A 24,327-nucleotide genomic window follows, 5' to 3' on the forward strand; every position below is an offset into this window, starting at 1 on the left:
CGCCCAATGCGACTTCAAGCACCGCCCGCGTCACGTCGCCAGGCTGACCGCGAGGTAGGTGAGGGCCGAAATCGCGGCCGTGGCCGGCAGAGTGACAATCCAGGCGATGACGATGTTGCCGGCGATGCCCCAACGCACGGCGGAGACGCGGCGGGCGGCGCCGACACCGACGATGGCGCCGGTGATCGTGTGCGTGGTCGACACCGGAATGCCGAGCCAGGTGGCGGCGAACAGGGTGATCGCGCCGCCGGTCTCGGCGCAAAAACCCTGCATCGGGTTCAGCCGGGTGATCTTCGAACCCATCGTGTGGACGATGCGCCAGCCGCCGAACAACGTGCCCAGCGCCAGCGCCGCCTGACAGGTGATGACGACCCATAGCGGCACGTAGAAATTGTCTCCGAGCATGCCTTGCGAGTAGAGCAGCACGGCGATGATGCCCATCGTTTTCTGTGCGTCGTTGCCGCCATGACCAAGCGAATAGAACGAGGCGGAAACGAACTGCAAGACGCGGAAAGTGCTATCGACGGCGAACGGCGTCTGGCGCACGAACACCCAGGAGACCGTAAGGATCAAGACAAGCGCCAGCAGAAATCCGGTCGCTGGCGACAGGACGATGGCCGCCCCGGTCTTGCCGAGCCCGGCCCAGACGATGGCGCCGCCACCTGCCTTTGCAACGCCGGCGCCCACCAGTCCGCCGATCAGCGCATGCGAGCTGCTGGAAGGGATGCCGACGAGCCAGGTGACGATGTTCCAGACAATAGCGCCGACAAGGGCGGCAAAGACCACCCCCGGCGTGACGATGCTGGCGTCGATGATGCCCGTTCCCAGCGTCTCCGCAACATGAAGGCCGAAGAACAGGAACGCGATGAAATTGAAGAAGGCTGCCCACAGCACCGCGTAGTGCGGCCTCAGCACGCGGGTGGAGACGATGGTGGCGATGGAATTGGCGGCGTCGTGCAGGCCGTTGAGAAAATCGAAGAACAGCGCAACGGCGATGAGCCCGACCAGCACGGGAAAGGCGATGGCGGCATCCATTGTCTAGACGTTCTCGATGACGATGCCGCTGATCTCGTTGGCGACATCCTCGAAGCGGTCGACAACCTTTTCCAGCTCGCCATAGATTTCGCTGCCGATCAGGTAGGCCATCGGGTCGCTGCGGCCATGCTTCTTGAACAGGTCCTTCAGTCCCTGCTCGTGCAGATCGTCGGCCCGACCTTCCGCGCGCATGACCTCTTCGGCGATGGCATTGAGGCGAACGCTGTGAGCCCCGATCTTGCTGAGCAACGGGATGGCCTCGGCGACCAGCTTGGCCGTAATGACGATGATGCCGCCCATTTCCTGCATCAGCGGGTCGAATTCCTTCTTCTCGAACCGCTTCACCGTCTTGACGGTCTTGTGCATCATGTCGATGGCGTCATCCATCGACTGGATCAGGTCCTTGATGTCTCCGCGATCGAAAGGCGTGATGAACGAGCGCCGCACGGACAGCAGGACTTCCGCGGTGATGTGATCGGCCTTGTCTTCAAGATCGATGATCTTCTGGCACCAGCGATCGATGTCCTTGCCCCCAAGAAGCTGCTCGAGTGCCTCGGCGCCATCGACCACGGTACGGGAATGTTGCTCGAACAGGTCGAAGAAGCGATCTTCGCGCGGCAGCAGCTTGCGGAACCAGCCTAGCATGTTCAACCTCCGGTCGCCCCACGGCGTCGTTTCATCCACATAGCGCCGCATGCCGCCATCGGAAATAGTAAGCCGGCTGAAAGATGTGGATGCAGCCGATTGCAGGCGCGGCTTGCGGTGGAACGCAATTTCCCCGACCTTGTGCGGGACGCACCGGACAGATGGCATGATCGACAAGCTGGAATTCTTCATTGCGCTGGCCAGGGAAGAGCATTTCGGCCGGGCGGCGGAGGTGTGCGGCGTCACCCAGCCGACGCTTTCGGCCGGCATCAAGCAGCTCGAGGGCCAGCTCGGCGTGATGCTGGTATTGCGCGGCTCACGCTTTCAGGGGCTGACGCCGGAGGGAGAACAGGTCCTGGTGTGGGCGCGCCGCATCGTCGGCGACACCCGCACCATGCGCGAGGAGATGCGGGCGGCGCGTCACGGCCTCTCGGGGCGCATCCGCATCGCCGCCATCCCGACGGCGCTGGCCATGGTGGCGCGGCTGACGACGCCTTTTCGGGCAAAACATCCCGGCGTCACCTTCTCGGTGCTGTCGCGCACCTCGATCGAGGTGCTGTCGCTGCTCGGCAATTTCGACATCGACGCCGGCATCACCTATCTCGACAACGAGCCGCTGGGACGGGTGACCAGCGTGCCGCTCTACGACGAGCGCTACCAGCTGATCACAGCGGTCGGAAACCCCTATTCCGACCGCGACAAAGTGACATGGGCGGAGCTCAGCCAACTGCCGCTCTGCCTGTTGACGCCGGATATGCAGAACCGCCGCATCATCGACCAGCATCTTGCCGAGGCGGGCGTGCAGGTGCGGCCGACACTCGAATCCAATTCGATGATCGTGCTGTTCTCCCATATCCGTACCGGCAAATGGTCGTCGATCATGCCGCTCAACCTCTCGGAAACATTCGGCTTTTCCGAGCCGATCCGGGCCATTCCGATCGTCGAGCCGGATGCCAGCCACACCGTCGGGCTGGTGGCGACGCCGCGCGAGCCGCACACGCCGCTGGTCTCGGCGCTGCTGGACGAGGCGATGGCGCTGGCAGACGATTTCCGCGCCCGCCGCTGAGCTAGAGATTGCAGGCTGGACGGCATCGATAGAAGTTTTCTATCGAACGACGGATCGGCTTTATTGATTTCGCGGGTTTCCTCTGATTTCCTAACCACTTAGCGGAATACCGCTACGACCAGGGAGGGCGCTGCATGTCGATGCAGCCTGCAAGTACCGAGATCGCGTCGCGCACGGCGGCGATCATCCAGGAGCTGGAGGGCCTCGAAGGCCCGCTGCTGCCGATCCTTCACGGCATCCAGGAAGAGTTCGGCCATGTGCCGCAGGAGGCGCTGCCGGTCATCGCCGAGGCGCTGAACATCTCCAGGGCCGAGGTGCACGGCGTCGTCACCTTCTATCACGATTACCGCAGCCACCCGGCCGGGCGCCATGTGCTGAAGCTCTGCCAGGCGGAAGCCTGCCAGTCGATGGGCTCGGACGCCATTGCCGCCAAGCTCAAGCAGTTGCTCGGCATCGGCTTCCACGAGACGGCCCGCGACGGTTCGGTGACGCTGGAACCGGTCTATTGCCTTGGCCTTTGCGCCTGCGCGCCATCGGCGATGCTGGACGGCGAGGTGATCGGGCGGCTCAATGACGAAAAGCTCGACGAGATCGTTACCGAGGTGCGCTCATGATCCCGCGCATCTACATTCCAGGCGATTCCGGCGCACTGGCGTTGGGTGCGGAAAAGGTCGCCAAGGCGATCGAAAAGGAATTGGCGGACCGCGGCATCGAGGCCAAGATCGTGCGCAACGGTTCGCGCGGGGCCTATTTCCTCGAGCCGATGGTTGAGGTGGCGACGGCCAACGGCCGCGTCGCCTACGGGCCGGTAAAGTCGTCCGACGTCAAAAGTCTGTTCGACTGCGGCTTTCTCACCGGCGGCTATCACAAGCGCTGGCTGGGCGCCCCGGACAAGATCCCGTTCCTTGCCAAGCAGACGCGGCTGACCTTCGCGCGTTGCGGCGTCACCGATCCGCTGTCGCTCGATCACTACAAGGCGCATGGCGGGCTGAAGGGTCTGCAGAATGCGGTGGCGATGGCGCCGGCCGATGTCGTCAGCCAGGTGACCGAGTCGGGCTTGCGTGGTCGTGGCGGCGCCGGGTTCCCGACCGGCATCAAATGGAAAACGGTGCTCGATACCACGGCCGACCGCAAATATATCGTCTGCAACGCCGACGAGGGCGATTCGGGCACATTCGCCGACCGTATGATCATGGAAGGCGACCCCTTCGTGCTGATCGAGGGTATGGCAATCGCCGGCATCGCGACGGGCGCCACCAAGGGTTTCATCTATATCCGCTCGGAATATCCGCACGCGGTGGCAATGATGCAGAAAGCCGTCGAGATCGCCCGCAAGGCCGGCGTGCTCGGCGTCAACGTGCTGGGTTCTCCCAATGCCTTCGACATGGAAGTCCGTGTCGGCGCCGGCGCCTATGTCTGCGGCGAGGAGACCTCGCTGCTCGACAGTCTCGAAGGCAAGCGCGGGCAGGTGCGGGCCAAGCCGCCGCTGCCGGCGCACAAGGGCCTGTTCGGCAAGCCGACGGTGATCAACAACGTCATCTCGCTGGCTTCGGTGCCTGTCATCATGGATAAGGGCGCAGCCTTCTACAAGGATTTCGGCATGGGCCGCTCGCGCGGCACCATTCCGATCCAGATCGCCGGCAACGTCAAATATCCCGGTCTCTACGAGGCGGCTTTCGGCATGACGCTGGGCGAGATCGTCGACGACATCGGCGGCGGCACCGCGACAGGACGTCCGGTCAAGGCCGTGCAGGTCGGCGGGCCGCTTGGCGCCTATTTCCCGCGCGCTTTGTTCGACACGCCCTTCGACTACGAAGCGTTCGCCGCCAAGGACGGGTTGATCGGCCATGCCGGCATCGTCGTGTTCGACGACACCGCCGACATGCTGAAGCAGGCGCGCTTTGCCATGGAATTCTGCAGCATCGAAAGCTGCGGCAAGTGCACGCCCTGCCGCATCGGCTCGACGCGCGGCGTCGAGGTGCTGGACCGGCTCGCCCGGAACATCGAACCCGAAAAGCAGATCGCGCTGGTCACCGACCTTTGCAACACGATGAAGTTCGGCTCGCTTTGCGCTCTGGGCGGCTTCACCCCATATCCGGTGATGAGCGCACTCAACCATTTCCCCGACGACTTTCGGCCGACGCCGGTCGCCGAAGCAGCGGAATAGGAGCGGACAGGTATGAACGCGACATTCGACATCAAATCGCTGGTTCAGGAAATCGACTACGGCACGCCCGCCTCGGAGGCGGAACAGCAGGTGACGCTGACGGTCGACGGCAAGTCGGTGACCGTGCCGGCGGGGACCTCGATCATGCGCGCTTCGATGGAAGCGGGCGTCGAAATCCCGAAGCTCTGCGCCACCGACATGCTGGACTCGTTCGGCTCCTGCCGGGTCTGCCTGGTCGAGATCGATGGACGCGGCGGCACACCTGCTTCCTGCACGACGCCGGTCGGCGAAGGCATGGTCGTGCACACGCAGACCGATCGTCTCAACGCCATCCGCCGCGGCGTGATGGAACTCTACGTCTCCGACCACCCGACCGGCTGGAACGAGAAGGCCGGCACCGGCGCCAGCGAGTTCGACAAGGTCGCCAAGACGGTCGGTCTGACCGAAAACCGCTATGGCATCGAGGGACGCAACCACGTCAAGCCGGAAAACGGCGTAGCGCCCGGCCATGGCTCGCTGGCTGTCGACTACATCGCCCGCGATGAATCCAACCCCTATTTCACCTATGATCCCGCGCAATGCATCGTCTGCTCGCGTTGCGTGCGGGCCTGCGAGGAGGTGCAGGGCACCTTCGCGCTGACCATCGAGGGCCGCGGTTTCGAATCGCGCATGGTTGCCGGCATGCACGAGGATTTCATTGCCTCCGAATGCGTGTCCTGCGGGGCCTGCGTGCAGGCCTGTCCGACCGATGCGCTGCGCGAGAAGTCGGTGCTCGCCAAGGGCCTGCCGGAGCGCTCGGCCGTCACCACCTGCGCTTATTGCGGCGTCGGCTGCTCGTTCAAGGCGGAAGTGAAGGGCGACGAGGTCATTCGCATGATGCCCTACAAGGAGGGCAAGGCGAACCATGGCCATTCCTGCGTGAAGGGCCGTTTCGCTTATGGCTACGCCACCCATAAGGACCGCATCCTGTCGCCGATGATCCGGGAAAAGGTCACCGATCCCTGGCGAGAGGTGAGCTGGGAAGAGGCGCTCGCCCATACGGCCAAGGAATTCCGCCGTATCCAGTACCAGTATGGCCGCACCGCGATCGGCGGCATCACTTCCTCGCGCTGCACGAATGAGGAGACCTATCTCGTCCAGAAGCTGGTGCGGCAAGGCTTCCGCAACAACAATGTCGACACCTGCGCGCGCGTCTGCCATTCGCCGACCGGCTACGGGCTCGGCCAGACCTACGGCACCTCGGCCGGTACGCAGGATTTCGACTCCGTCGATTACACCGACGTCGCCGTCGTCATCGGTGCCAATCCCGCCTCCGCCCATCCGGTGTTCGCCTCGCGGCTGAAGAAGCGCCTGCGCCAGGGCGCCAAGCTGATCGTGCTCGATCCGCGTCGCACCGAGATGGTCAAGTCGCCACATATCGAAGCGGCCTATCACCTGCCGCTGAAGCCCGGCACCAATGTGGCGGTGCTGACCGCGCTGGCACATGTCATCGTCACCGAAGGTCTCTTCGACGAAGCGTTCATCCGCGAACGCTGCGACTGGGCGGAATTCCAGGACTGGGCCTCTTTCGTCGCCTTGCCGGAAAACAGCCCCGAAACCGTCGGCAAGTTGTCCGGCGTCGATCCCGAACTGATCCGCGGTGCTGCGCGTCTCTACGCCACCGGCGGCAACGGCGCGATCTATTACGGCCTCGGGGTGACGGAACACAGCCAGGGTTCAACCACTGTGATGGCGATCGCCAACCTCGCCATGGCCACCGGCAATATCGGCCGGCCGGGCGTCGGCGTGAACCCGCTGCGCGGCCAGAACAATGTGCAGGGCTCGTGCGACATGGGCTCCTTCCCGCACGAGTTGCCCGGCTATCGCCATATCTCCGGCGAAGCCGTGCGCGACATCTATGAGAGTCTGTGGGGCGTCAAGCTCGACGACGAACCCGGCCTGCGCATTCCCAACATGCTGGATGCCGCCGTCGACGGTAGTTTCAAGGGCATCTACATCCAGGGCGAGGACATCCTGCAGTCCGACCCTGATACCAAGCATGTCGCCGCCGGCCTCGCCGCGATGGAATGCGTCGTCGTGCACGACCTCTTCCTCAACGAGACGGCGAACTACGCGCATGTGTTCCTGCCGGGCTCGACCTTCCTCGAGAAGGACGGCACTTTCACCAATGCTGAGCGCCGCATCAACATGGTGCGCAAGGTTCTGGAGCCGAAGGCGCGCTACGCCGATTGGGAGGCGACGCAGGAGCTTGCCCGCGCGATCGGGCTGGACTGGACCTATCGGCATCCCTCCGAGATCATGGACGAGATCGCCAAGACGACGCCGAGCTTCGCCGGTGTCTCCTTCGAACTGCTCGACCGTGTCGGATCCGTGCAATGGCCCTGCAACGAGAAGGCACCGCTCGGCACCCCGATCATGCACATCGATGGTTTCGTGCGCGGCAAGGGCAAGTTCATCCGCACCGAATATGTAGCGACGGACGAAAGGACCGGGCCGCGCTTCCCGCTGCTGCTCACCACCGGCCGGATTCTCTCGCAGTACAATGTCGGCGCACAGACGAGGCGCACCGAAAATGTGATGTGGCATTCGGAAGACCTGTTGGAGATCCACCCGCACGATGCGGAGAACCGCGGCATCCGCGGCGGCGACTGGGTGCGGTTGGCAAGCCGATCCGGCGAGACGTCGCTGCGCGCGCTGATCACCGACCGCGTCTCGCCCGGCGTGGTCTACACGACCTTCCACCACCCCGACACGCAGGCCAACGTGGTCACGACCGACTTCTCGGACTGGGCGACCAACTGTCCGGAATACAAGGTCACCGCCGTGCAGGTGGCACCGTCAAACGGCCCGACCGAGTGGCAGAGGGACTATAACGAGCAAGCGCGCCAGAGCCGGCGCATCGCCCCGCTGGAAGCGGCGGAGTAGTCTTGGCCGCGCGCCGCAAAGCAACGACGCAGATTTCGCGGCTGGCGCACCGCGCCAGCGGCACCACGACCGCGAACCGCATGGTGCCGGAGGAGACGCCGGTGGCGTTCTCCTTCGCTGGCACCACGCACGCGGTGATGATGGCGAGCCCCGCCGATTTCGAGGATTTCGCGCTCGGCTTCTCGCTGACCGAGGGCATCATCGCCGACCCGCAGGAAATCGAGGCGATCGAGGTCGAGGATCACGGCGCCGGCATCGACATCCAGATCAGGCTGAAGGATCAAGCCAATACGCGCTTCGAGGCGCGGCGCCGGCGGCTGGCCGGCCCGGTCGGCTGCGGGCTATGCGGCATCGAATCGATCGAGGAAGCCATGCGCTCGGTGGAGGCGGTCGGTTCGTCAAAACTTACGCTTGCAGCCGACGATATCGTCCGCTCGGTCAAGCTTCTGTCGAAGGTGCAGCCGCTGCATGCCGAGACGGGTGCGGTCCACGCCGCAGGCTTCTACATCCCCGGCAAGGGCATCGTCATGGCGCGTGAGGATGTCGGCCGCCACAATGCGCTGGACAAGCTGGCCGGCGCGCTGGCCAGGGCCGGCATCGACGGCGCATCGGGCGCCGTGGTCGTGACCTCGCGCGTGTCGGTGGAGATGGTGCAGAAGACGGCGGCGATCGGTGCGGCCTTCATCATCGCCGTCTCGGCGCCGACCGCGCTTGCCATCCGCACGGCAGAACAGGCCGGCATGACGCTGGTGGCGTTGGTGCGCGGCGATGATTTCGATATTTTCACCCACCCCGAGCGGTTGGTTTCCGGAGTTGCCAAGCATGTCGCATGACGAAGAACACATCATGAGCACCAGGGAAAAGCTGGTGCGCATGGCCAACCAGATCGCCGACTTCTTCCATTCCAAGCCGCGCGAGGAAGGTATTGCCGGCGTTGCCGAGCACATCAACAAGTTCTGGGAGCCGAGGATGCGGCGGCAATTGTTCGAAATGCTGGATGCCGGCAGCGAAGGCTTCAACGAGCTCGTCGTGGCTGCTTCCACCAAGATCAAGCGGCCCAAGACGCCAGAACAAGCCGATAGGAGCATCGGTTACACCGGGCGTGAGCCTGCACAGGCCGAGAGTGCCGCTCCACAGAAATAGCCCGATGGGTCGCCAAAGGTCTTATATTTCGCCCCTCTAAAGTTTGGCTGCCGCAGCGACGCGCCTCTGCTACGTTGAGCGTTCGGAAATCGTGGGGCCGGGCGGACAAATCTCGTGAAGCCGATCGAAACTCGATACGCCCGAAGCGGCGACGTGCGGATCGCCTATCAGGTGGTCGGCCAAGGTTCGTTCGATCTCGTTTTCGTGCCGGGCTTCATTTCCGATCTCGACCTGCACTGGGAAGACGAGGGCTACAGCCGTCTGTTCAAGGGGAGAAGATGCCGGCAGGCAGATGAGGGGCGGAGCCAGCTTAGCGATGGCTTGTGCTGCCCCTCATCCGGCCCTAAGGGCCACCCTCTCCCCGTTCACGGGGAGAAGGGAAGATGCTACCCGTGCGCCACCATCACATGCCGCACTGCGGTGTAATCCTCCAGCGCATAGAGCGACATGTCCTTGCCGTAGCCGGACTGCTTCAATCCGCCATGCGGCATCTCGTTGGTCAGCATGAAATGCGTGTTGATCCAGGTGCAGCCATATTGCAGCCGCGCGGCTGTCGCCATGGCGCGCGAGACGTCCTTGGTCCACACCGACGAGGCGAGGCCGTAGTCGCTGTCATTGGCCCAGTTCACCGCCTCGTCGACCTCGGAAAAGCGGGTGACGGAAACGACTGGCCCGAACACCTCGCGGCGCACGATCTCGTCTTCCTGCAAGGCGCCGGCGACGACGGTCGGCTGGTAGAAGAAGCCAGAACCCTCGCCCGGCTTGCCGCCAGTGGTGATCTCGATGTGCTTCAGCTCGGAGGCGCGCTCGACGAAGCTCGAGACGCGGTCGCGCTGGCGGCGTGAGATCAACGGCCCGATCTCGTTCTCGGTGTCGTCGGGGCGGTTGTATTTGATGGTCGAGACGGCGGAGGAGAGGTCGGCGACGAGCTTGTCGTAGATCTTCTTGCCGGCATAGATTCGGCAGGCGGCGGTGCAGTCCTGACCGGCATTGTAGTAGCCGAAGGCGCGCAGGCCGTTGACCACCGCATCGAGATCGGCATCGTCGAAGACGATGACCGGCGCCTTGCCGCCGAGCTCGAGATGCGTGCGCTTGACTGACTTGGCGGCGGCCTGCAACACCTTCTTGCCGGTGGCGACGTCGCCGGTGATCGAGATCATGTTGACCTTGGGGTGATTGATCAGCGTGTTGCCGACGCTGTCGCCACGGCCGAGCACGACATTGACGACGCCCTCCGGCAGGATCTCGGCGAGGATCTTCGCCAGCTTGAGCGAGGTCAGCGGCGTTTGCTCGGACGGCTTGAAGACGACGGTGTTGCCGCCGGCAATCGCCGGCGCCAGCTTCCAGGCCATCATCATCAGCGGATAGTTCCACGGGGCGATGGAGGCGACGACGCCGATGGCATCGCGCCGCACCATCGAGGTGTGGCCGGGAATGTATTCGCCGGCCACCTGGCCGGGCATGGAACGGACAGCACCGGCAAAGAAGCGGTAGCAGTCGACGATCGCCGGGATCTCGTCGTTGAGCACGGCATTGATCGGCTTGCCGCAATTCAGTGCCTCTAGGGCGGCGAAATCCTTCGCGCCGGCCTCGATGCGGTCGGCGATCTTCAGGAGATAGCCCGCGCGCTGCGCCGGCGTGGTGCGCGACCAGGTGAGGAAAGCCTTTTCGGCCGCCAGCACCGCCGCCTCGATCTGCGCCTGGCTGGCTTCGGGCAGGTTGATGATGGTCGCCCCGGTCTTCGGATTGAGGATCGGCTCCTCGGTTTCGGTGCCCTTCTCGAATTTCGAGCCGATCAGCATCTTTGTGTCCATGGCAGTCTCTCCCTTGCGGATTCTTGATGTTATTTGCCCGAGCCGGCGATCTGGTCGCCGTCGCGGGTCAGGTAATAGGCAGCGAGGATAGGCAGCAGCGTCACCAGCACGACGACCATGGCCACGACATTGGTGACCGGGCGCTGGCGCGGACGGATCAACTCCTCCAGCATCCAGATCGGCAGCGTCTGCTGCTGGCCGGCGGTGAAGGTTGTGACGATGACCTCGTCGAACGACAGGGCGAAGGCAAGCATGCCGCCAGCGAGCAGCGCGGTGGCGATATTGGGCAGCACGACATGGCGAAACGTCTGGAAGCCATCGGCGCCAAGGTCCATCGACGCTTCGATCATCGAGCCGGAGGTGCGGCGGAAGCGGGCGACGGCATTGTTGTAGACCACGACGACGCAGAAGGTGGCGTGGCCGAGGACGATCGTCCAGAAAGAGAACGGTATCTCGGCCAGCGAAAAGGCTGAACGCAGCGCGATGCCAGTGATGATGCCGGGCAGTGCGATCGGCAGGATGACCAGCAGCGAGATGGTTTCGCGGCCAAAGAACCGTGTTCGCGACACGGCGGCCGCGCAGAGCGTGCCGAGGACCAGCGCAACCGCGGTCGAGATGGCTGCGACCCGGACCGACAGCGACAACGCTTGCCAGACGTCGGGGCGGTTCCAGGTGACGGCGAACCACTGAGTGGTCAGCCCCGGCGGCGGCCAGACGAAGCTCTTTTCCTCGGTCGTGAATGCATAGACGAAGATCAGGAAGATCGGCAAATGCAGGAACAGCAGGCCGCCGGCAGCAGCGATCTTCAGGCCGAGAGGAGCGGATTGGCCGCGATCAGAGCGCATCGAAGGCCCCCATGCGCTTGGCGCCCCAGAGGTAGAAACCCATGATGACGATGGGCACCACGGTGAAGGCGGCGGCGAGCGGAATGTTGCCGGCTGTGCCTTGCTGCGAATAGACGGCCTGGCCGATGAACAGTCGCGAGGTACCGATGATCTGCGGGATGATGTAGTCGCCAAGCGTCAGCGAGAAGGTGAAGATCGAGCCGGCGACGATGCCCGGCAGCGCCAGCGGGAACAGCACGTTGCGGAAGGTCTGGCCGGGCGAGGCGCCGAGATCTGACGAGGCTTCGACCAGATTGCCCGGCACGCGCTCGAGTGCCGCCTGCACCGGCAGGATCATGAAAGGCAGCCAGACATAGACGAAGACGATGAAGGTGCCGGTGAAGGAGACCGACAGCGAGTTCCCGCCGACGATCGGCAGCGACAGCCAGCCATCGAGCAGCCACAGAAGATGCAGCTTGGCGAGCAGCCAGGTCAGGATGCCTTCCTTGGCGAGGATGAGCTTCCAGGCGTAGATCTTGACCAGATAGCTCGACCACAGCGGCAGCATGATGCCGAGATAGAACAGTGCCTTCCAGCGGCCGCGCGCATAGCGCGCCGCGTAATAGGCGATGGGGAAGGCGATGATCGCGGAGGCGAGCGTGACCAGGGCCGCCATCGTCACCGTGCGCAGGATGATGTCGAGATTGGCGGCCTGCAGCAGGTCGCCATAGGTCTTCAGCGTGAATTCGCGGTTGATGAGGCCGGAGAACTCGTCGATCGAGAAAAAGCTCTGTAGGAGCAGCGCGAACAGCGAGCCGATATAGACGATGCCGAGCCACAGCACCGGCGGCAGCAGCATGAGCAGGAGCAGGAGCTGCGGTCGGCGCCAGAAGAGATCGGACAGGGCGCCACGCATGCCGCCGCTTCCCGGCAGTATGGCGGGCGAAGGATTGGAGTTGAGCGCGGCGATTGTCATGACGCGCCTACCGTGTTGATTGGATCAATGGCGGAAAGGCCGAGATCCTTCACACCCCCCTCTGTCCTGCCGGACATCTCCCCCGCAAGGGGGGAGATCAGCGGCTTGTCTGCCCCGCCAGTTCTGCAACGTCGGAGATTTGCGGAGCCAGTGGTTACGGCCAATCTCCCCCCTTGCGGGGGAGATGCCCGGCAGGGCAGAGGGGGGTGCCGTAGAGCGCCAACCTTGGACGCATACCCCGCTTCAAACCAGGCCATCATGTCGGCTCGTCCATCAGATGCAGGCTCTCGCGGTTGAAGGTGAGCATGACTGCCTCCCCCTCCTCCGGCAAGGCAGCACCGGCCGGCACGATGGCGTGCAGTCTCAGCCCATCGGCATCGAGCGCCAGTCTTGTCGTGGCGCCGAGATAGTTGGTCGAGACGAGACGGGCGGTAACGCCGTCACTCTTCGCGGCACGACCGACGCGAATGGATTCGGGGCGCAGGCTGCCCCAACGATGCTGGCCGGAATAACGATGGACGAAATCCGGCGGCAGCACGTTGGACGAGCCGACGAAATCGGCGACGAAGCGGGTCTTCGGTCGCTGGTAGATGTCTTCCGGCGTGCCGATCTGCATGATCCGGCCGTCGTTGAAGACGGCAACGCGGTCAGCCATGGAAAGGGCCTCGCCCTGGTCGTGAGTGACGAAGACGAAGGTGATGCCGAGCGCCTTCTGCAGCGATTTCAGCTCCTCCTGCATGTTTTCGCGCAGCTTGAGGTCGAGCGCGCCGAGCGGCTCGTCGAGCAGCAGCACCTTGGGCTGGTTGACCAGCGCACGGGCGAGCGCGACGCGCTGGCGCTGGCCGCCGGAGAGCTGGCCGGGACGACGGGCGCCGTAGCCGGGAAGTCGCACCAGCGACAGTGCCTCCTCCGCCGCCTTCTGCCGTTCCGGCTTGCCGACGCCCTTAACCATCAGGCCGTAGGCGACATTGTCGAGCACGTTGAAATGCGGAAACAGCGCGTAGTCCTGGAACACGGTGTTGACGTTGCGGCGATAGGGCGGGACGCCTTCGGCGCGTTCGCCGAAGATGGAGATCGAACCCGCCGTCGGCTGCTCGAAGCCGGCGATCAGGCGCAGGCAGGTCGTCTTGCCGGAGCCGGAAGGCCCGAGCATGGCGAAGAACTCGCCCGGCACGATGTCGAGATCGACGGTGTCGACGGCACGCACGCTGCCGAAATGGCGCGAGACTTTTTGGAAGGAAACGGCTGATGTCATGGGCTGTCCTGATCTGTCAGGCGCATCAAATTCAAGCGATGGCGCTGCCCCTCATCCGCCTGCCGGCACCTTCTCCCCGTATAGTGACAGGGAGAAGGGAGCTGGCCGAAACGCCGGCGATCCCCCTCTCCCCGTGAACGGGGAGAGGGCCGGGGGTGAGGGGCAGCGTCGCGCTCTCAGAACGAGCGAAACGAACTCACCGCCCGCCGATGACGCCGATGTAGTCCGACACCCAGCGATAGTAAGGCACGCACTGGTCATTCTGGGTGGCGCATTTCGATACTGGCGTCTTCCAGAACTTGATCTTGTCGAAATTGTCGTAGCCGTTGGTCTTGCAGCCTTCGTCGCCGAGCAGTTCGTTGCCTTTGCAGGCGGCGGGCACCACCGGCAGCGAGCCGAACCAGGCGGAGACATCACCCTGCACTTTCGGCGACAGCGAATGCTCCAGCCACATATAGGCGCAGTTCGGGTGGGCCGCGTCGGCCTCCATCATAGTGGTGTCGGCCCAGCCGGTGACGCCTTCCTCGGGAATGGTCGAGGCGACGGGTTTCTTGGCGGCGATCAGCGTGTTGACCTGGTAGGGCCACGAACCGGAGGCGACGACGCCTTCGTTCTGGAAATCGTCGACCTGGATGGCGGCGTCATGCCAGTAGCGTCCGACCAGCGTGCGCTGGACGCGCAAGAGATCGAGCGCGGCCTTGTACTGGTCCTCGGTCAGTTCGTAGGGATCCTTGATGCCGAGTTCGGGCTTGTGGGCCATCAGATAGTTGGCGGCATCGGCAATGTGGATCGGCCCGTCATAGGCCTGGACGCGGCCCTTGTTCGACTTGCCGTCCGGCAGGTTCATTTCCTCGAAGACGACGTTCCAGCTCTTCGGCGCTTCCTTGAACACTTCGGTGTTGTACATCAGCACATTCGGTCCCCACTGGTAGGGGACGCCGTAATGGGCGCCGCCGACCGTGAACCACGGGGCATCCTTCAGGCGGTCGTCGACCGTCTTCCAGCTCGGGATGAGATCGGTGTTGATCGGCTGGACGCGCTTGCCGGCGACGAGGCGCAGCGAGGCATCGCCGGAGGCGGTGACGAGGTCGAAGCCGCCCTCATTCATCAGCGCGACCATCTCATCGGAGGTGTTGGCGGTCTTGATGTTGACCTTGCAGCCAGTCTCCTTCTCGAAGGACGTGACCCAGTCGTAGCCCTTGTCGGTTTCACCGCGCTCGATGTAGCCGGGCCAGGCGACAATGTTGACCTGGCCTTCGCCCTTGCCGAGTTCCGTGACCTGGGCGATGGCCTGGCCGGAGAAGGCCAGCGCGACTGTCAAGGCAGTGCATGACTTCAGGAATGAATTCATCGTCGATCTCCCATTTGGCGCATGAGGGGCCGCACTCTCGCGGCGGCTTGGTCCCTGACCGTCAAGGTGCTGTGAAATTTGCGGTTTCGCAAATTCATTTATCAGAAAGGCGATATCGGTTTTTCCGATAGATCAGCGGCCAATCTTCTCCGGCCGCTGACGGACCATACGCTGCGACTGGGCAAGCCCGATGAAGTCGCGTGCGGCCTGCGGCAGGCCGGAGCCGCGGCGCCAGACCATGCCGACCTGGACCACCGGCAAGGAGCCCGAAATATCGCGCGATTCGATGCGGTCACCTTCGAGCGACCACGGCCGGTAGACGAGGTCGGGCAGCAGCGCCACGCCGGCGCCGGTGGCGACGAGGCTGCGCACTGCCTCGACCGAGCGGGTGCGGAAGGCGACATGCGGCTTGGCGCCGATCGCCGCCAGCAGTTTTCCCGTATTCTCCTCGATCTCGTCGACGGTCAGCATGATCAGCGGCTCCGAGGCGATGTCGCCGATGCCGATGATGTCGGCGCCAGCCAGCGGATGGCCGAGCGGCAGCCACAGCCGGTAGGCCGAGACTTCGAGGATTTCCGATTGCAGCGCGGTGCGGTCGCGCAGGTTCGAGGTGACCATGACGGCGATGTCGAGCTTGCCGCCGATCAAGAGATGTTCGAGGTAATCGCCATTGTCCTCGATGGCCGAGATTTCGACGCCCGGATAGGCGCGGCGGTAGCGGGCGAGAAGGTCGGACAGCACATAGCCGGCGACCAGCGAGGTGACGCCGAGCTGAAGCCGGCCGCCTGCAACCGCCTGATCGCCGAAGAAGGCGCGGCGCGCGTCGGAAACGTCGGCAAGGATCTTTGTCGCGTGGCGCAGGAACTGATGGCCCTTGTGGGTGATGTTGAGGCCGCGCGGATGGCGCTCGAACAGTTCGACGCCGAGATCGCTTTCAAGCTCCTTGATCGCTTCCGTGACCGACGATTGCGAGATCGACAGGTTCTGCGCGGCGCGCGACACGGTGCCCTGCTCAGCGACGGCGATGAAGAACTGCAGCTGGCGGATGGTGAAGGCCATCGCCGGACTAAACACGGCGGAGGCGGCGCTGGGAAGTGGGCGATCGGTATCACTTGACGATCGCAAGATTCGTAACTAACTAAGTTACATGAAACGAAACAGCAGACTGTCCTCGACCCTGCACATTCTTGTCCACATGGCCGAGACGCAGGAACACGCGCTGACCTCCGAGCAACTCGCCACATTCATCCATACGAACCCGGTCGTGGTCCGCCGGACCATCGCCGGCTTGCGCGACGCCGGCATCGTCACCTCGGCGCGCGGCCATGGCGGCGGCTGGCAGCTTGGCCGTGCGCCCGAGAAAATTTCGCTGGCCGAGATCAGCGCCGCGCTTGGCGAAACGCTGCTGCCGTTCGGCACCGAGCCGGAAAGCCCCGGCTGCCTCGTCGAACAAGCGGTGATAGCGGCGCTCGATGATTTTCGCGTCGAAGCCGAGAGGCTGCTGGCGGAAAAACTCAGTCGCATCACGCTTGCCGACCTCGCCGCAGATTTCCGCCGCCGTTACGAGTTGATTGGAGTGACCAGCCATGCAGTATGATCTGATTGTCGTGGGCGGCAGCTTTGCCGGCCTGTCCGCCGCCATCCAGGCGGCACGGGCCCGGCGCAACGTCCTGGTGATCGATGCGGGCCAGCCGCGCAACCGCTTTGCCGAGCATTCGCACGGGTTCCTCGGACAGGATGGGCGCACGCCCGGCGCAATCCTGGACGATGCAAAGCGGCAGCTGATGGCCTATCCGACAGCCAAGCTCGTCGCCGGGTTGGCGGACAGGGCCGCTGCCGCCGGTGCCGGCTTCGAGATCACCACGGATCGCGGCGAGACATTCGGCGCGGCGCGGCTGGTTCTTGCCACCGGCGTGCGCGATATCCTGCCCGATGTCCCAGGGCTTGCCGAGCATTGGGGGAAGAACGTGCTGCATTGTCCCTATTGCCACGGCTACGAGGTGGCCGGTGGGCCGCTTGGCGTGCTGGCAACCGGACCGATGTCGGTGCATCAGGCGCAGCTGATCGCCGACTGGGGCGACGTCACGCTGTTCGCAAACGGCATGTTCGAGCCTGACGCGGAACAGATGCTTGAACTGGAAAGGCGAAAGGTACGGTTCGAGCCGACCGGCGTGGCGGAGCTGGAAAAGGACGGTTCGGGAGGGCTGAACGTCAGTCTCGAAGACGGCCGCAAAGCCGGCGTCAAGGCACTGTTCACCGCACCGCGCAACACCATGGCGAGTCCGGTTGCCGAACAGCTCGGCTGCAGCTTCACGGAAGGTCTTCTCGGTCCAGTGATCACCGTCGACGACCGCCAGCAGACGACAGTCCCGGGTGTCTATGCCGCCGGAGACGCGGCACGATCGATGCACAACATCGCCTTCGCCGTATCAGGCGGCGCCTTCGCGGGTATATGCGCCCACCAATCGCTGGTTTTCGGTTAGATCCCGCTCTAGTCGCCGACAATGCTGAGCCGCGCGCCGGCCTGCCCAAGTGCGGCGGCAATGTCATGCGGCGGCGGCTGATCGGTGACGAGTTCGGAAAAACCGTCGAGGCCGCAGACCTGGACCAGGCCCTGGCGGCCGAATTTGGTGTGGTCGGTGATGACCAGCGTGCGCTGGCCGCGCGACAGCACCATGCGGGCGAATTCCGCCTCTTCCAGATCATAGTCCATGACGCCCGTGGCAGCATCGACCGCGCCGGTGGAGATCACCGCATGGTTGACGGAAAACCGGCTGACGAACTCGATGGCCGAGACGCCGAAGGCGGCGCCCGAATCGCTGCGCAACTCGCCGCCGGCCATATAGACCTTGTTGCCGTTGACCGTGGCCAGCGTGCGGGCGATGTCGGAAGAGTTGGTGACGACCGTCAACCGCCGGTGGCCGAGCAGTTCGCGGGCCAGGAAAGAGGTGGTGGTCCCGGTGTCGAGCATGATCGATTCGCCGTCGCGGATGGTGGCGGCAACCATGCGGGCGATGGCGCGCTTGGCATCGGCGTTCTCGCGCATGCGCCGCTCGAACGGCGCCTCGCCGGCCATCGAGGGCAGGCCGACGGCGCCATGCATCTTCAGGATCGAACCGTCACTGGTCAATGGCTTGACGTCGCGGCGCACGGTCTCCAGCGAGACGCCCAGCCGGTTGGCCAGGCTGGCGATGGTGACGGTGCCCTCCTCCTGCAGGAGACGTAGGATTTCGCCATGCCGCTTCGAATGGATCATCGGGTTTCGCTCAATCGGATTGTTGCGCCGCTGACCGCTTCTAAGGCAAATCGGCCACAGCTTACAAGAAATCCTTGTGGCTTCGGGCAAAAAGACAGAAAAAACCACAAGTTTTCGTTGACAAGCCAGGCAAGATGGCGTGACACTGGCTTGGTGACAGGCTCGTAACGGCCACAGGAAAACAATGGCTGAGCCGCACCAAAATTCGTCTTCCCGAACGTCTGGAAAATCGTCCGGCGCAAGGGAAAAGGATTTTTTCGAATCCGCGGGGGCGGATGCCGGCGTCGAAGAACCCGGCACAGGGGCTCGTCGGTGCGGTGCGGGATACCAATCCTGGCGTCCCGCACCGACGAGAGCTTCGCACTATCCCCTCCAGCCGGCTGCCATCCTTGTGCTACCCGTGGCGCCTTGTTGACTCCCGCGAAACGAGGGCTGAACCCTTGACTGCCGAGGACCGTATCCGCGCCCTGCCCTGTTGGACCGGCAGCATCGAGATCGCGCCGTTGCCGGGTGGCCTGAGCAACGCCAACTATCTGGTCGAGGACGCGGCTGGACGGCATGTCGTGCGCTTCGGCCAGGACTTTCCGTTCCACCACGTCTTTCGCGAGCGCGAGGTGATGACCGCGCGCGCGGCGCACGCCGCCGGCTTCGCGCCGGCGGTCCGCTATTCCGAGCCTGGCATCTTGGTGACGGAATTTCTCGGCGCCAAGACCTTTGTCGCCGAAGATGTGCGGGCCAATATCGGCCGCGTCGCCGCACTGATGCGCGGATTCCACCGCGAAATGCCAAACCATGTCTCGGGCGCCGGCTTCATGTTCTGGGTGTTTCATGTCATCCGCGACTATGCGCGCACGCTTGAGGAAGGCGGCAGCCGCATGCGGAGCGAGCTGCCACGCCTGCTGGCTCTGGCCGACGAACTCGAACGGGCGCAGAAACTGCTGCCGATCGTCTTTGGCCATAACGATCTTTTGCCGGCTAATATTCTCGACGACGGCGACAGGCTCTGGCTTATCGATTTCGAATATGCCGGCTTCAACACGGCGATGTTCGACCTTGCCGGCGTCGCCTCGAACGCCTGCATGAACGACGAGGAGTCCTTCGCCTTCCTGACCGCCTATTTCATGAAGGAGCCGGACCAGGCCATCCGCCGTTCGCACGCGGCCATGCAATGCGCATCGCTGCTGCGCGAGGCGATGTGGAGCATGGTTTCCGAACTTTATCTCGACGCGCCCGGCATCGACTACGTCGCCTACACCGACGAAAACCTGACGCGGCTGGAAGCCGCGCTGGAAAACTACAGAACGAAATACGGACAGAACTTATGACATTGCCCGCCCATGCCGAGATCGTCGTCATCGGCGGCGGCATTATCGGCTGTTCGACGGCCTATCATCTGGCGCGTGACCACAAGTCCGATGTCGTGCTTTTGGAGCAGGGCAAGCTGACTTCGGGCTCCACCTGGCATGCGGCGGGGCTGGTCGGACAGTTGCGCTCGTCGGCCTCCATCACTCGCGTGCTCAAATATTCGGTCGATCTCTACAAGGGGCTGGAAGCCGAAACCGGGCTGGCCACCGGCTGGAAGATGACCGGGTGCCTCAGGCTTGCCACCAATGCCGACCGCTGGATCGAGTACAAGAGGCTGGCGACGACGGCGAAAAGCTTCGGCATGGACATGCAGTTGCTGTCGCCGGCCGAGGTCAAGACAATGTGGCCGCTGCTGGAAACTGGCGATCTCGTCGGCGGCAGCTGGCTGCCGACCGACGGCCAGGCAAGCCCTTCCGACATCACGCAGTCGCTGGCCAAGGGCGCGCGCATGCATGGCGCCAGGCTGTTCGAGGATACCCGCGTCACCGGCTTCGAGATGAAGGATGGCCGCATCACCGCGGTGAAGACCAACAAGGGCGACATCACCTGCGACAAGGTTGTGAACTGTGCCGGGCAATGGGCGCGGCAGGTGGGGGGGCAGGCCGGCATCAACGTGCCGCTGCAGCCGGTGAAGCACCAGTACATCATCACCGAGAAGATCGACGGGTTGGCGACCGATGCGCCGACGATCCGCGACCCCGACCGCCGCACCTATTTCAAGGAGGAGGTCGGCGGGCTGGTGATGGGCGGCTATGAGCCGAACCCGCAAGCCTGGACGACCGACCTGCCCGGTGGCGACGTCCCCGATGACTGGGAGTTCCGGCTGTTCGACGACGATTACGATCATTTCGAGCAGCATATGAACCAGGCGATCGCGCGGGTTCCGGCGCTCGAAGCCGTCGGCGTCAAGCAGATGATCAACGGACCGGAGAGTTTCACGCCGGACGGCAATTTCATTCTCGGCGTGGCCCCCGAATGCGCCAACATGTTCGTCGGCGCCGGCTTCAACGCCTTCGGCATCGCGTCGGGCGGCGGCGCCGGCTGGGTGCTGGCGCAATGGGTGGTCGACGGCGAGGCGCCGCTCGACCTGTGGGTGGTCGATATCAGGCGCTTTTCCGATCTGCACCGCGACCGGCAATGGGTTCGCGACCGCACGCTGGAGGCGTATGGCAAGCACTACACGATCGGCTTCCCGCACGAAGAATATGTTACGGGCCGCCCCCGGATCGTCTCACCGCTTTACGAGCGGCTGCAAAAGCACCGCGCCGTGTTCGGCTCGAAACTCGGCTGGGAGCGGCCGAACTGGTTCGCGCCAGAAGATGTCGAGCCGAAGGACGTCTATTCGATGGGCCGGCAGAACTGGTTCTCGCCGGTCGGCGACGAGCACCGGCATGTGCGCGAGAATGTCGGCATCTTCGATCAGTCATCCTTCGCCAAATATGAAATGCGCGGTGCGGACGCGCTGAAGGCGCTCGACTGGATCTGCGCCAACGACATCAACAAGCCGGTCGGCCGGCTGACCTACACGCAGCTTCTCAACACGCGCGGTGGCATCGAGGCCGACCTGACCGTGGCGCGGCTGGCTGAGGAAAAATTCTACATCGTCACCGGCACCGGTTTTCGCACGCATGACTTCTCATGGATCGGCGACCATGTCGGCAAGGCGCTCGACGTGACGCTCACCGATGTCACCGAGGATTTCGGCACGCTGTCGCTGATGGGGCCGCGTGCCCGCGACGTGCTGGCGGCAGTGACCGACGCGGATGTGTCGAACACCGCCTTCCCGTTCGGACATGTGCGGGAAATCTCCATCGCCGGCCACACGATCCGGGCGCTGCGCGTCACCTATGTCGGCGAGCTCGGCTGGGAGCTGCATGTGCCGATCGCGGCAACGGGCGAGATCTTCGACGCGCTGATGGCGGCGGGCGCCAAGCACAGCATCCGCCCGGTCGGCTACCGGGCGCTGGAGTCGCTGCGGCTGGAAAAAGGCTACCGCGCCTGGGGCTCCGACATCACACCCAACGACACGCCGCAGGAGGCCGGCCTCGGCTGGGCGGTGAAGCTCAGAAAGAATATGGATTTCGTCGGCAGAAGGGCGCTGGAAAAGATCAGCGGCACCGCGCTGAAGAAACGTTTTGCCGGCTTCACCGTCGACGATCGCGAGATCGTGCTGGTCGGGCGCGAGACGATCCTGCGCAACAACGAGCCGGTCGGCTACCTGACCAGCGGCGGTTATGGCTACACGGTCGGCAAGAACATCGGCTACGGCTATGTGCGCAACGCCGATGGCGTCAGCGACGATTTCCTCGCCTCCGGCGAATACGAGCTGGTGGTGGCGATGGAGCGGACGCCGGCGAAAATCCATCTCGAGCCGCTTTACGACCCGGCGGGAGAAAAGGTGAAGGCCTAGGGCCCTTCGGGATCAGTTCACGCGCAGAACGAGGCCGCGGCTGGGTACGGTATCCGCCTCGCCCGGCATGGAGACATAAGGCGCCGTCTCCTCGGCGCGGGTGACGATGCCCTTTGCCTTGAGCTCGGCGATCCGCGCGGAAAAACCCGCATCCCACAGCGTGTTCTTGACCGTCAGCACGATCACTCCGCCCGGCCGGCAGATGCGGATCAGTTCGTCCAGCCCCTCGATGCCGACGTGGCCCGAGGTGAAGACGCCGGCCGATATGATGCCGGCATAGGCATTGTCCGCGAAAGGCAGCGGGCCGCCGAGCGCCAGGCAGTGAAGCGCTGAATAGACGCCCTTTCGTGCCGCCTGGGCAAGCATGCCCGCGGAAATGTCGAGCGCCTCGACCTGCGGATAGCCTGTGATGGCGAGCCATTCGCCGATGAGCCCGGTGCCGGCTCCGGCATCGAGAAGGGGGGCTGCGCCGTGCGGCAGATGACGGGCAAGCAAGGCGAGACAGATGGTCGGATGGCGATAACCGGCCGCAGACATGTCGGCGTCGTAAGTGTCGGACCAGCGGTCGTAGAGCGCCGCCAACTCTTCGGGCCGTTTCGCCGCATAGACTGCGCCGAGCGCACCCTCATGTCTGCTGTCCGTCATTCGCAGTTCCCGTCCCCCAGCCAGCGCGTGATCCCGAAAACCGAAATCGGTTTTCGGGATCACGCGCAAGATCAAAATGCTACAGCGTCCTTTGCACGTCCGAAAGGACGGGAGGCGCGTGTAGCGAGCCATACGATGATAGCCAAACCGCGAAAATTGTGGAACCGTCGTCGCGACGAATAATGGGGCGGAAGCGATGGTGGAGGACGAGGCACGCGCGGCGCTTGCGGCCATTCCGATGCTGGCCAGCTACAAGGGGCCGCTGGAACGGCTCGGCGGCCTCACCAACCTCGTCTTCCGGGCCGGCGGCTTCTGCCTGCGCATCCCCGGCAAAGGCACCGAGGAATATATCAACCGCGCCAACGAGGCGGTGGCGGCGCGGGAGGCAGCGAAAGCCGGCGTCAGCCCCGACGTGCTGCATGTCGAAGGCAACACGGGCGTGATGGTGACGCGCTTCATTGCCGGCGCCGAGACGATGTCGCCGGAAAAATTCAAGGCCCGGCCGGGCAGCCCGGCGCGCGCCGGCAAGGCCTTCCGCAAATTGCACGGCTCAGGCGCGGCGTTTCCCTTCCGCTTCGAGCTTTTTGCGATGATCGACGACTATCTGAAGGTGCTGTCGACCAAGGATGTCGCCCTGCCCGCCGGTTACCACGATGTCGTACGCGAGGCCGGGACGGTGCGCGCGGCCCTTGCCGCGCATCCCCTGCCCCTCGCCGCCTGCCACTGCGATCCGCTGTGCGAGAACTTCCTCGATACCGGCGACAGGATGTGGATCATCGACTGGGAATATTCAGGGATGAACGATCCGCTCTGGGATCTCGGCGACCTCAGCGTCGAAGGACAATTCGACACGGCGCAGGACGAAGAGATGATGCGCGCCTATTTCGGCGGCGAGCCTTCGCCGGCGGAGCGCGGCCGCATCGTCATCTACAAGGCGATGTGCGACCTGTTGTGGACGCTGTGGGGACTGATCCAGCTCGCCAACGACAACCCGGTCGATGATTTCCGCGCCTATGCCGACGGGCGGTTCGCGCGCTGCAAGGCCTTGATGGAGACGCCGGAGTTTTCACGGCACCTGGCGGCGGTGCACGGGAATTAGCCGAGGGTGATCTCGGAACGAAGGATTTCGGTTTTCGAAAGATCATGCCCAATTGGTCTGAACGACCGAGTTCGACCCTCTGTAGACCTTCTGCTCCACTGTAGGCTATCCAAGAGCGCATATTTCGATACTCAGGCATTCGAGCAAATGCACACCGCCACCAATGGGAGAGTCCTTCCTACCCTGGTTCGGCCCATCGCCGTCTTCGACGCCGGCATCGGCAGCTATACTGCGGTTGCCGCCATTCAGCGCCTCCTGCCCCAGCAGGACATCCTCTACTTTGCGGATCGCGCCAGCTTTCCCTATGGCGGCAAGAGCCGATCAGAACTCCTTGGTGTCCTCAGGCGCACG

21 protein-coding genes are annotated in these 24,327 nt (G+C 64.0%); 11 read left to right on the top strand and 10 right to left on the bottom strand.

From position 1 onward, the window contains the following. Nucleotides 1–30: 30 nt before the first annotated feature. Both E5X88_RS16415 and E5X88_RS16420 read right to left on the bottom strand, forming a co-directional pair. Entirely contained in the window at nucleotides 31–1,035 is a 1,005-nt protein-coding gene (locus tag E5X88_RS16415) for an inorganic phosphate transporter (RefSeq protein ID WP_292163040.1), read from the bottom strand. A 3-nt stretch (nucleotides 1,036–1,038) separates the two neighbouring features. Then, nucleotides 1,039–1,680, bottom strand: a complete 642-nt coding sequence (locus tag E5X88_RS16420) for a DUF47 domain-containing protein (protein ID WP_292163041.1) — start codon at nucleotides 1,678–1,680, stop codon at nucleotides 1,039–1,041. Between the two features lie 166 nt (nucleotides 1,681–1,846). Between E5X88_RS16420 and E5X88_RS16425 the strand changes: the two genes are divergently transcribed. The 6 genes from E5X88_RS16425 to E5X88_RS16450 all read left to right on the top strand — a co-directional run bounded on the left by E5X88_RS16425 (nucleotide 1,847) and on the right by E5X88_RS16450 (nucleotide 8,981). Then, entirely contained in the window at nucleotides 1,847–2,746 is a 900-nt protein-coding gene (locus tag E5X88_RS16425; RefSeq protein WP_292163042.1) for a LysR family transcriptional regulator, read from the top strand. A 134-nt stretch (nucleotides 2,747–2,880) separates the two neighbouring features. Further along, nucleotides 2,881–3,360, top strand: coding sequence for a formate dehydrogenase subunit gamma (locus E5X88_RS16430; protein WP_292163044.1), 480 nt, complete (start codon nucleotides 2,881–2,883; stop codon nucleotides 3,358–3,360). Then, nucleotides 3,357–4,913, top strand: a complete 1,557-nt coding sequence (locus E5X88_RS16435; protein WP_292163045.1) for an NADH-quinone oxidoreductase subunit NuoF — start codon at nucleotides 3,357–3,359, stop codon at nucleotides 4,911–4,913. Before E5X88_RS16430 ends, E5X88_RS16435 begins: the two co-directional genes overlap by 4 nt. 12 nt (nucleotides 4,914–4,925) lie before the next feature. Beyond that, nucleotides 4,926–7,838 (top strand): formate dehydrogenase subunit alpha, encoded by a 2,913-nt coding sequence (fdhF, locus tag E5X88_RS16440; RefSeq protein WP_292163047.1) that lies wholly within the window; start codon nucleotides 4,926–4,928, stop codon nucleotides 7,836–7,838. Between the two features lie 2 nt (nucleotides 7,839–7,840). After that, nucleotides 7,841–8,671 (top strand): formate dehydrogenase accessory sulfurtransferase FdhD, encoded by an 831-nt coding sequence (fdhD, locus tag E5X88_RS16445; RefSeq protein ID WP_292163049.1) that lies wholly within the window; start codon nucleotides 7,841–7,843, stop codon nucleotides 8,669–8,671. Beyond that, a complete protein-coding gene (locus tag E5X88_RS16450; RefSeq protein ID WP_292163050.1) occupies nucleotides 8,661–8,981 on the top strand; it encodes a formate dehydrogenase subunit delta in 321 nt (106 codons plus the stop codon). Before fdhD ends, E5X88_RS16450 begins: the two co-directional genes overlap by 11 nt. A gap of 386 nt (nucleotides 8,982–9,367) precedes the next feature. On the opposite strand, the gene E5X88_RS16455 is transcribed toward E5X88_RS16450, so the two are convergent. The 6 genes from E5X88_RS16455 to E5X88_RS16480 all read right to left on the bottom strand — a co-directional run bounded on the left by E5X88_RS16455 (nucleotide 9,368) and on the right by E5X88_RS16480 (nucleotide 16,260). Further along, nucleotides 9,368–10,795 (bottom strand): gamma-aminobutyraldehyde dehydrogenase, encoded by a 1,428-nt coding sequence (locus E5X88_RS16455; RefSeq protein WP_292163051.1) that lies wholly within the window; start codon nucleotides 10,793–10,795, stop codon nucleotides 9,368–9,370. A 29-nt stretch (nucleotides 10,796–10,824) separates the two neighbouring features. Further along, nucleotides 10,825–11,640 carry an ABC transporter permease gene (locus E5X88_RS16460; RefSeq protein WP_292163053.1) on the bottom strand — a complete coding sequence of 272 codons (816 nt, stop codon included), beginning with the start codon at nucleotides 11,638–11,640 and terminating at the stop codon, nucleotides 10,825–10,827. Then, a complete protein-coding gene (locus tag E5X88_RS16465; protein ID WP_292163055.1) occupies nucleotides 11,630–12,595 on the bottom strand; it encodes an ABC transporter permease in 966 nt (321 codons plus the stop codon). Before E5X88_RS16465 ends, E5X88_RS16460 begins: the two co-directional genes overlap by 11 nt. A gap of 256 nt (nucleotides 12,596–12,851) precedes the next feature. Further along, nucleotides 12,852–13,850 carry an ABC transporter ATP-binding protein gene (locus E5X88_RS16470; RefSeq protein WP_292163057.1) on the bottom strand — a complete coding sequence of 333 codons (999 nt, stop codon included), beginning with the start codon at nucleotides 13,848–13,850 and terminating at the stop codon, nucleotides 12,852–12,854. 196 nt (nucleotides 13,851–14,046) lie between these two features. Continuing rightward, nucleotides 14,047–15,201: an ABC transporter substrate-binding protein gene (locus E5X88_RS16475; protein ID WP_292163059.1), complete on the bottom strand. Its 1,155-nt coding sequence runs from the start codon at nucleotides 15,199–15,201 to the stop codon at nucleotides 14,047–14,049. Nucleotides 15,202–15,333: 132 nt separating this feature from the next. Continuing rightward, entirely contained in the window at nucleotides 15,334–16,260 is a 927-nt protein-coding gene (locus E5X88_RS16480; RefSeq protein ID WP_292163063.1) for a LysR substrate-binding domain-containing protein, read from the bottom strand. Nucleotides 16,261–16,348: 88 nt separating this feature from the next. Between E5X88_RS16480 and E5X88_RS16485 the strand changes: the two genes are divergently transcribed. Next, complete coding sequence (locus tag E5X88_RS16485; protein ID WP_292163065.1) at nucleotides 16,349–16,798, top strand: Rrf2 family transcriptional regulator; 450 nt, start codon at nucleotides 16,349–16,351, stop codon at nucleotides 16,796–16,798. Continuing rightward, nucleotides 16,788–17,684: an NAD(P)/FAD-dependent oxidoreductase gene (locus E5X88_RS16490; RefSeq protein WP_292163066.1), complete on the top strand. Its 897-nt coding sequence runs from the start codon at nucleotides 16,788–16,790 to the stop codon at nucleotides 17,682–17,684. The genes E5X88_RS16485 and E5X88_RS16490 overlap by 11 nt, the downstream gene beginning before the upstream one ends. A gap of 8 nt (nucleotides 17,685–17,692) precedes the next feature. Here E5X88_RS16490 and E5X88_RS16495 read toward each other — a convergent pair whose 3' ends face one another. Further along, nucleotides 17,693–18,457, bottom strand: coding sequence for a DeoR/GlpR family DNA-binding transcription regulator (locus E5X88_RS16495; RefSeq protein ID WP_292163068.1), 765 nt, complete (start codon nucleotides 18,455–18,457; stop codon nucleotides 17,693–17,695). 440 nt (nucleotides 18,458–18,897) lie between these two features. Between E5X88_RS16495 and E5X88_RS16500 the strand changes: the two genes are divergently transcribed. Beyond that, nucleotides 18,898–19,782: a phosphotransferase family protein gene (locus E5X88_RS16500; protein WP_292163070.1), complete on the top strand. Its 885-nt coding sequence runs from the start codon at nucleotides 18,898–18,900 to the stop codon at nucleotides 19,780–19,782. Then, a complete protein-coding gene (locus tag E5X88_RS16505) occupies nucleotides 19,779–22,232 on the top strand; it encodes an FAD-dependent oxidoreductase (protein ID WP_292163073.1) in 2,454 nt (817 codons plus the stop codon). Before E5X88_RS16500 ends, E5X88_RS16505 begins: the two co-directional genes overlap by 4 nt. A gap of 12 nt (nucleotides 22,233–22,244) precedes the next feature. On the opposite strand, the gene E5X88_RS16510 is transcribed toward E5X88_RS16505, so the two are convergent. Then, on the bottom strand, nucleotides 22,245–22,877 hold the full coding sequence (locus E5X88_RS16510) for a class I SAM-dependent methyltransferase (RefSeq protein ID WP_292163075.1): 633 nt from the start codon (nucleotides 22,875–22,877) through the stop codon (nucleotides 22,245–22,247). A 196-nt stretch (nucleotides 22,878–23,073) separates the two neighbouring features. Between E5X88_RS16510 and E5X88_RS16515 the strand changes: the two genes are divergently transcribed. Beyond that, nucleotides 23,074–23,976 (top strand): phosphotransferase family protein, encoded by a 903-nt coding sequence (locus E5X88_RS16515; protein ID WP_292163077.1) that lies wholly within the window; start codon nucleotides 23,074–23,076, stop codon nucleotides 23,974–23,976. Nucleotides 23,977–24,327: the final 351 nt, after the last annotated feature.

Source organism: Mesorhizobium sp., assembly GCF_004962245.1.
GTDB lineage: Bacteria > Pseudomonadota > Alphaproteobacteria > Rhizobiales > Rhizobiaceae > Mesorhizobium.

Bases quoted from the DNA above. Each gene is read 5' to 3' on its own strand.
- E5X88_RS16415 (WP_292163040.1), bottom strand. From the start codon at position 1,035: ATGGATGCCGCCATCGCCTTTCCCGTGCTGGTCGGGCTCATCGCCGTT.
- E5X88_RS16420 (WP_292163041.1), bottom strand. From the start codon at position 1,680: ATGCTAGGCTGGTTCCGCAAGCTGCTGCCGCGCGAAGATCGCTTCTTC.
- E5X88_RS16425 (WP_292163042.1), top strand. From the start codon at position 1,847: ATGATCGACAAGCTGGAATTCTTCATTGCGCTGGCCAGGGAAGAGCAT.
- E5X88_RS16430 (WP_292163044.1), top strand. From the start codon at position 2,881: ATGTCGATGCAGCCTGCAAGTACCGAGATCGCGTCGCGCACGGCGGCG.
- E5X88_RS16435 (WP_292163045.1), top strand. From the start codon at position 3,357: ATGATCCCGCGCATCTACATTCCAGGCGATTCCGGCGCACTGGCGTTG.
- fdhF (WP_292163047.1), top strand. From the start codon at position 4,926: ATGAACGCGACATTCGACATCAAATCGCTGGTTCAGGAAATCGACTAC.
- E5X88_RS16450 (WP_292163050.1), top strand. From the start codon at position 8,661: ATGTCGCATGACGAAGAACACATCATGAGCACCAGGGAAAAGCTGGTG.
- E5X88_RS16455 (WP_292163051.1), bottom strand. From the start codon at position 10,795: ATGGACACAAAGATGCTGATCGGCTCGAAATTCGAGAAGGGCACCGAA.
- E5X88_RS16460 (WP_292163053.1), bottom strand. From the start codon at position 11,640: ATGCGCTCTGATCGCGGCCAATCCGCTCCTCTCGGCCTGAAGATCGCT.
- E5X88_RS16465 (WP_292163055.1), bottom strand. From the start codon at position 12,595: ATGACAATCGCCGCGCTCAACTCCAATCCTTCGCCCGCCATACTGCCG.
- E5X88_RS16470 (WP_292163057.1), bottom strand. From the start codon at position 13,850: ATGACATCAGCCGTTTCCTTCCAAAAAGTCTCGCGCCATTTCGGCAGC.
- E5X88_RS16475 (WP_292163059.1), bottom strand. From the start codon at position 15,201: ATGAATTCATTCCTGAAGTCATGCACTGCCTTGACAGTCGCGCTGGCC.
- E5X88_RS16480 (WP_292163063.1), bottom strand. From the start codon at position 16,260: ATGGCCTTCACCATCCGCCAGCTGCAGTTCTTCATCGCCGTCGCTGAG.
- E5X88_RS16485 (WP_292163065.1), top strand. From the start codon at position 16,349: ATGAAACGAAACAGCAGACTGTCCTCGACCCTGCACATTCTTGTCCAC.
- E5X88_RS16490 (WP_292163066.1), top strand. From the start codon at position 16,788: ATGCAGTATGATCTGATTGTCGTGGGCGGCAGCTTTGCCGGCCTGTCC.
- E5X88_RS16495 (WP_292163068.1), bottom strand. From the start codon at position 18,457: ATGATCCATTCGAAGCGGCATGGCGAAATCCTACGTCTCCTGCAGGAG.
- E5X88_RS16505 (WP_292163073.1), top strand. From the start codon at position 19,779: ATGACATTGCCCGCCCATGCCGAGATCGTCGTCATCGGCGGCGGCATT.
- E5X88_RS16510 (WP_292163075.1), bottom strand. From the start codon at position 22,877: ATGACGGACAGCAGACATGAGGGTGCGCTCGGCGCAGTCTATGCGGCG.
- E5X88_RS16515 (WP_292163077.1), top strand. From the start codon at position 23,074: ATGGTGGAGGACGAGGCACGCGCGGCGCTTGCGGCCATTCCGATGCTG.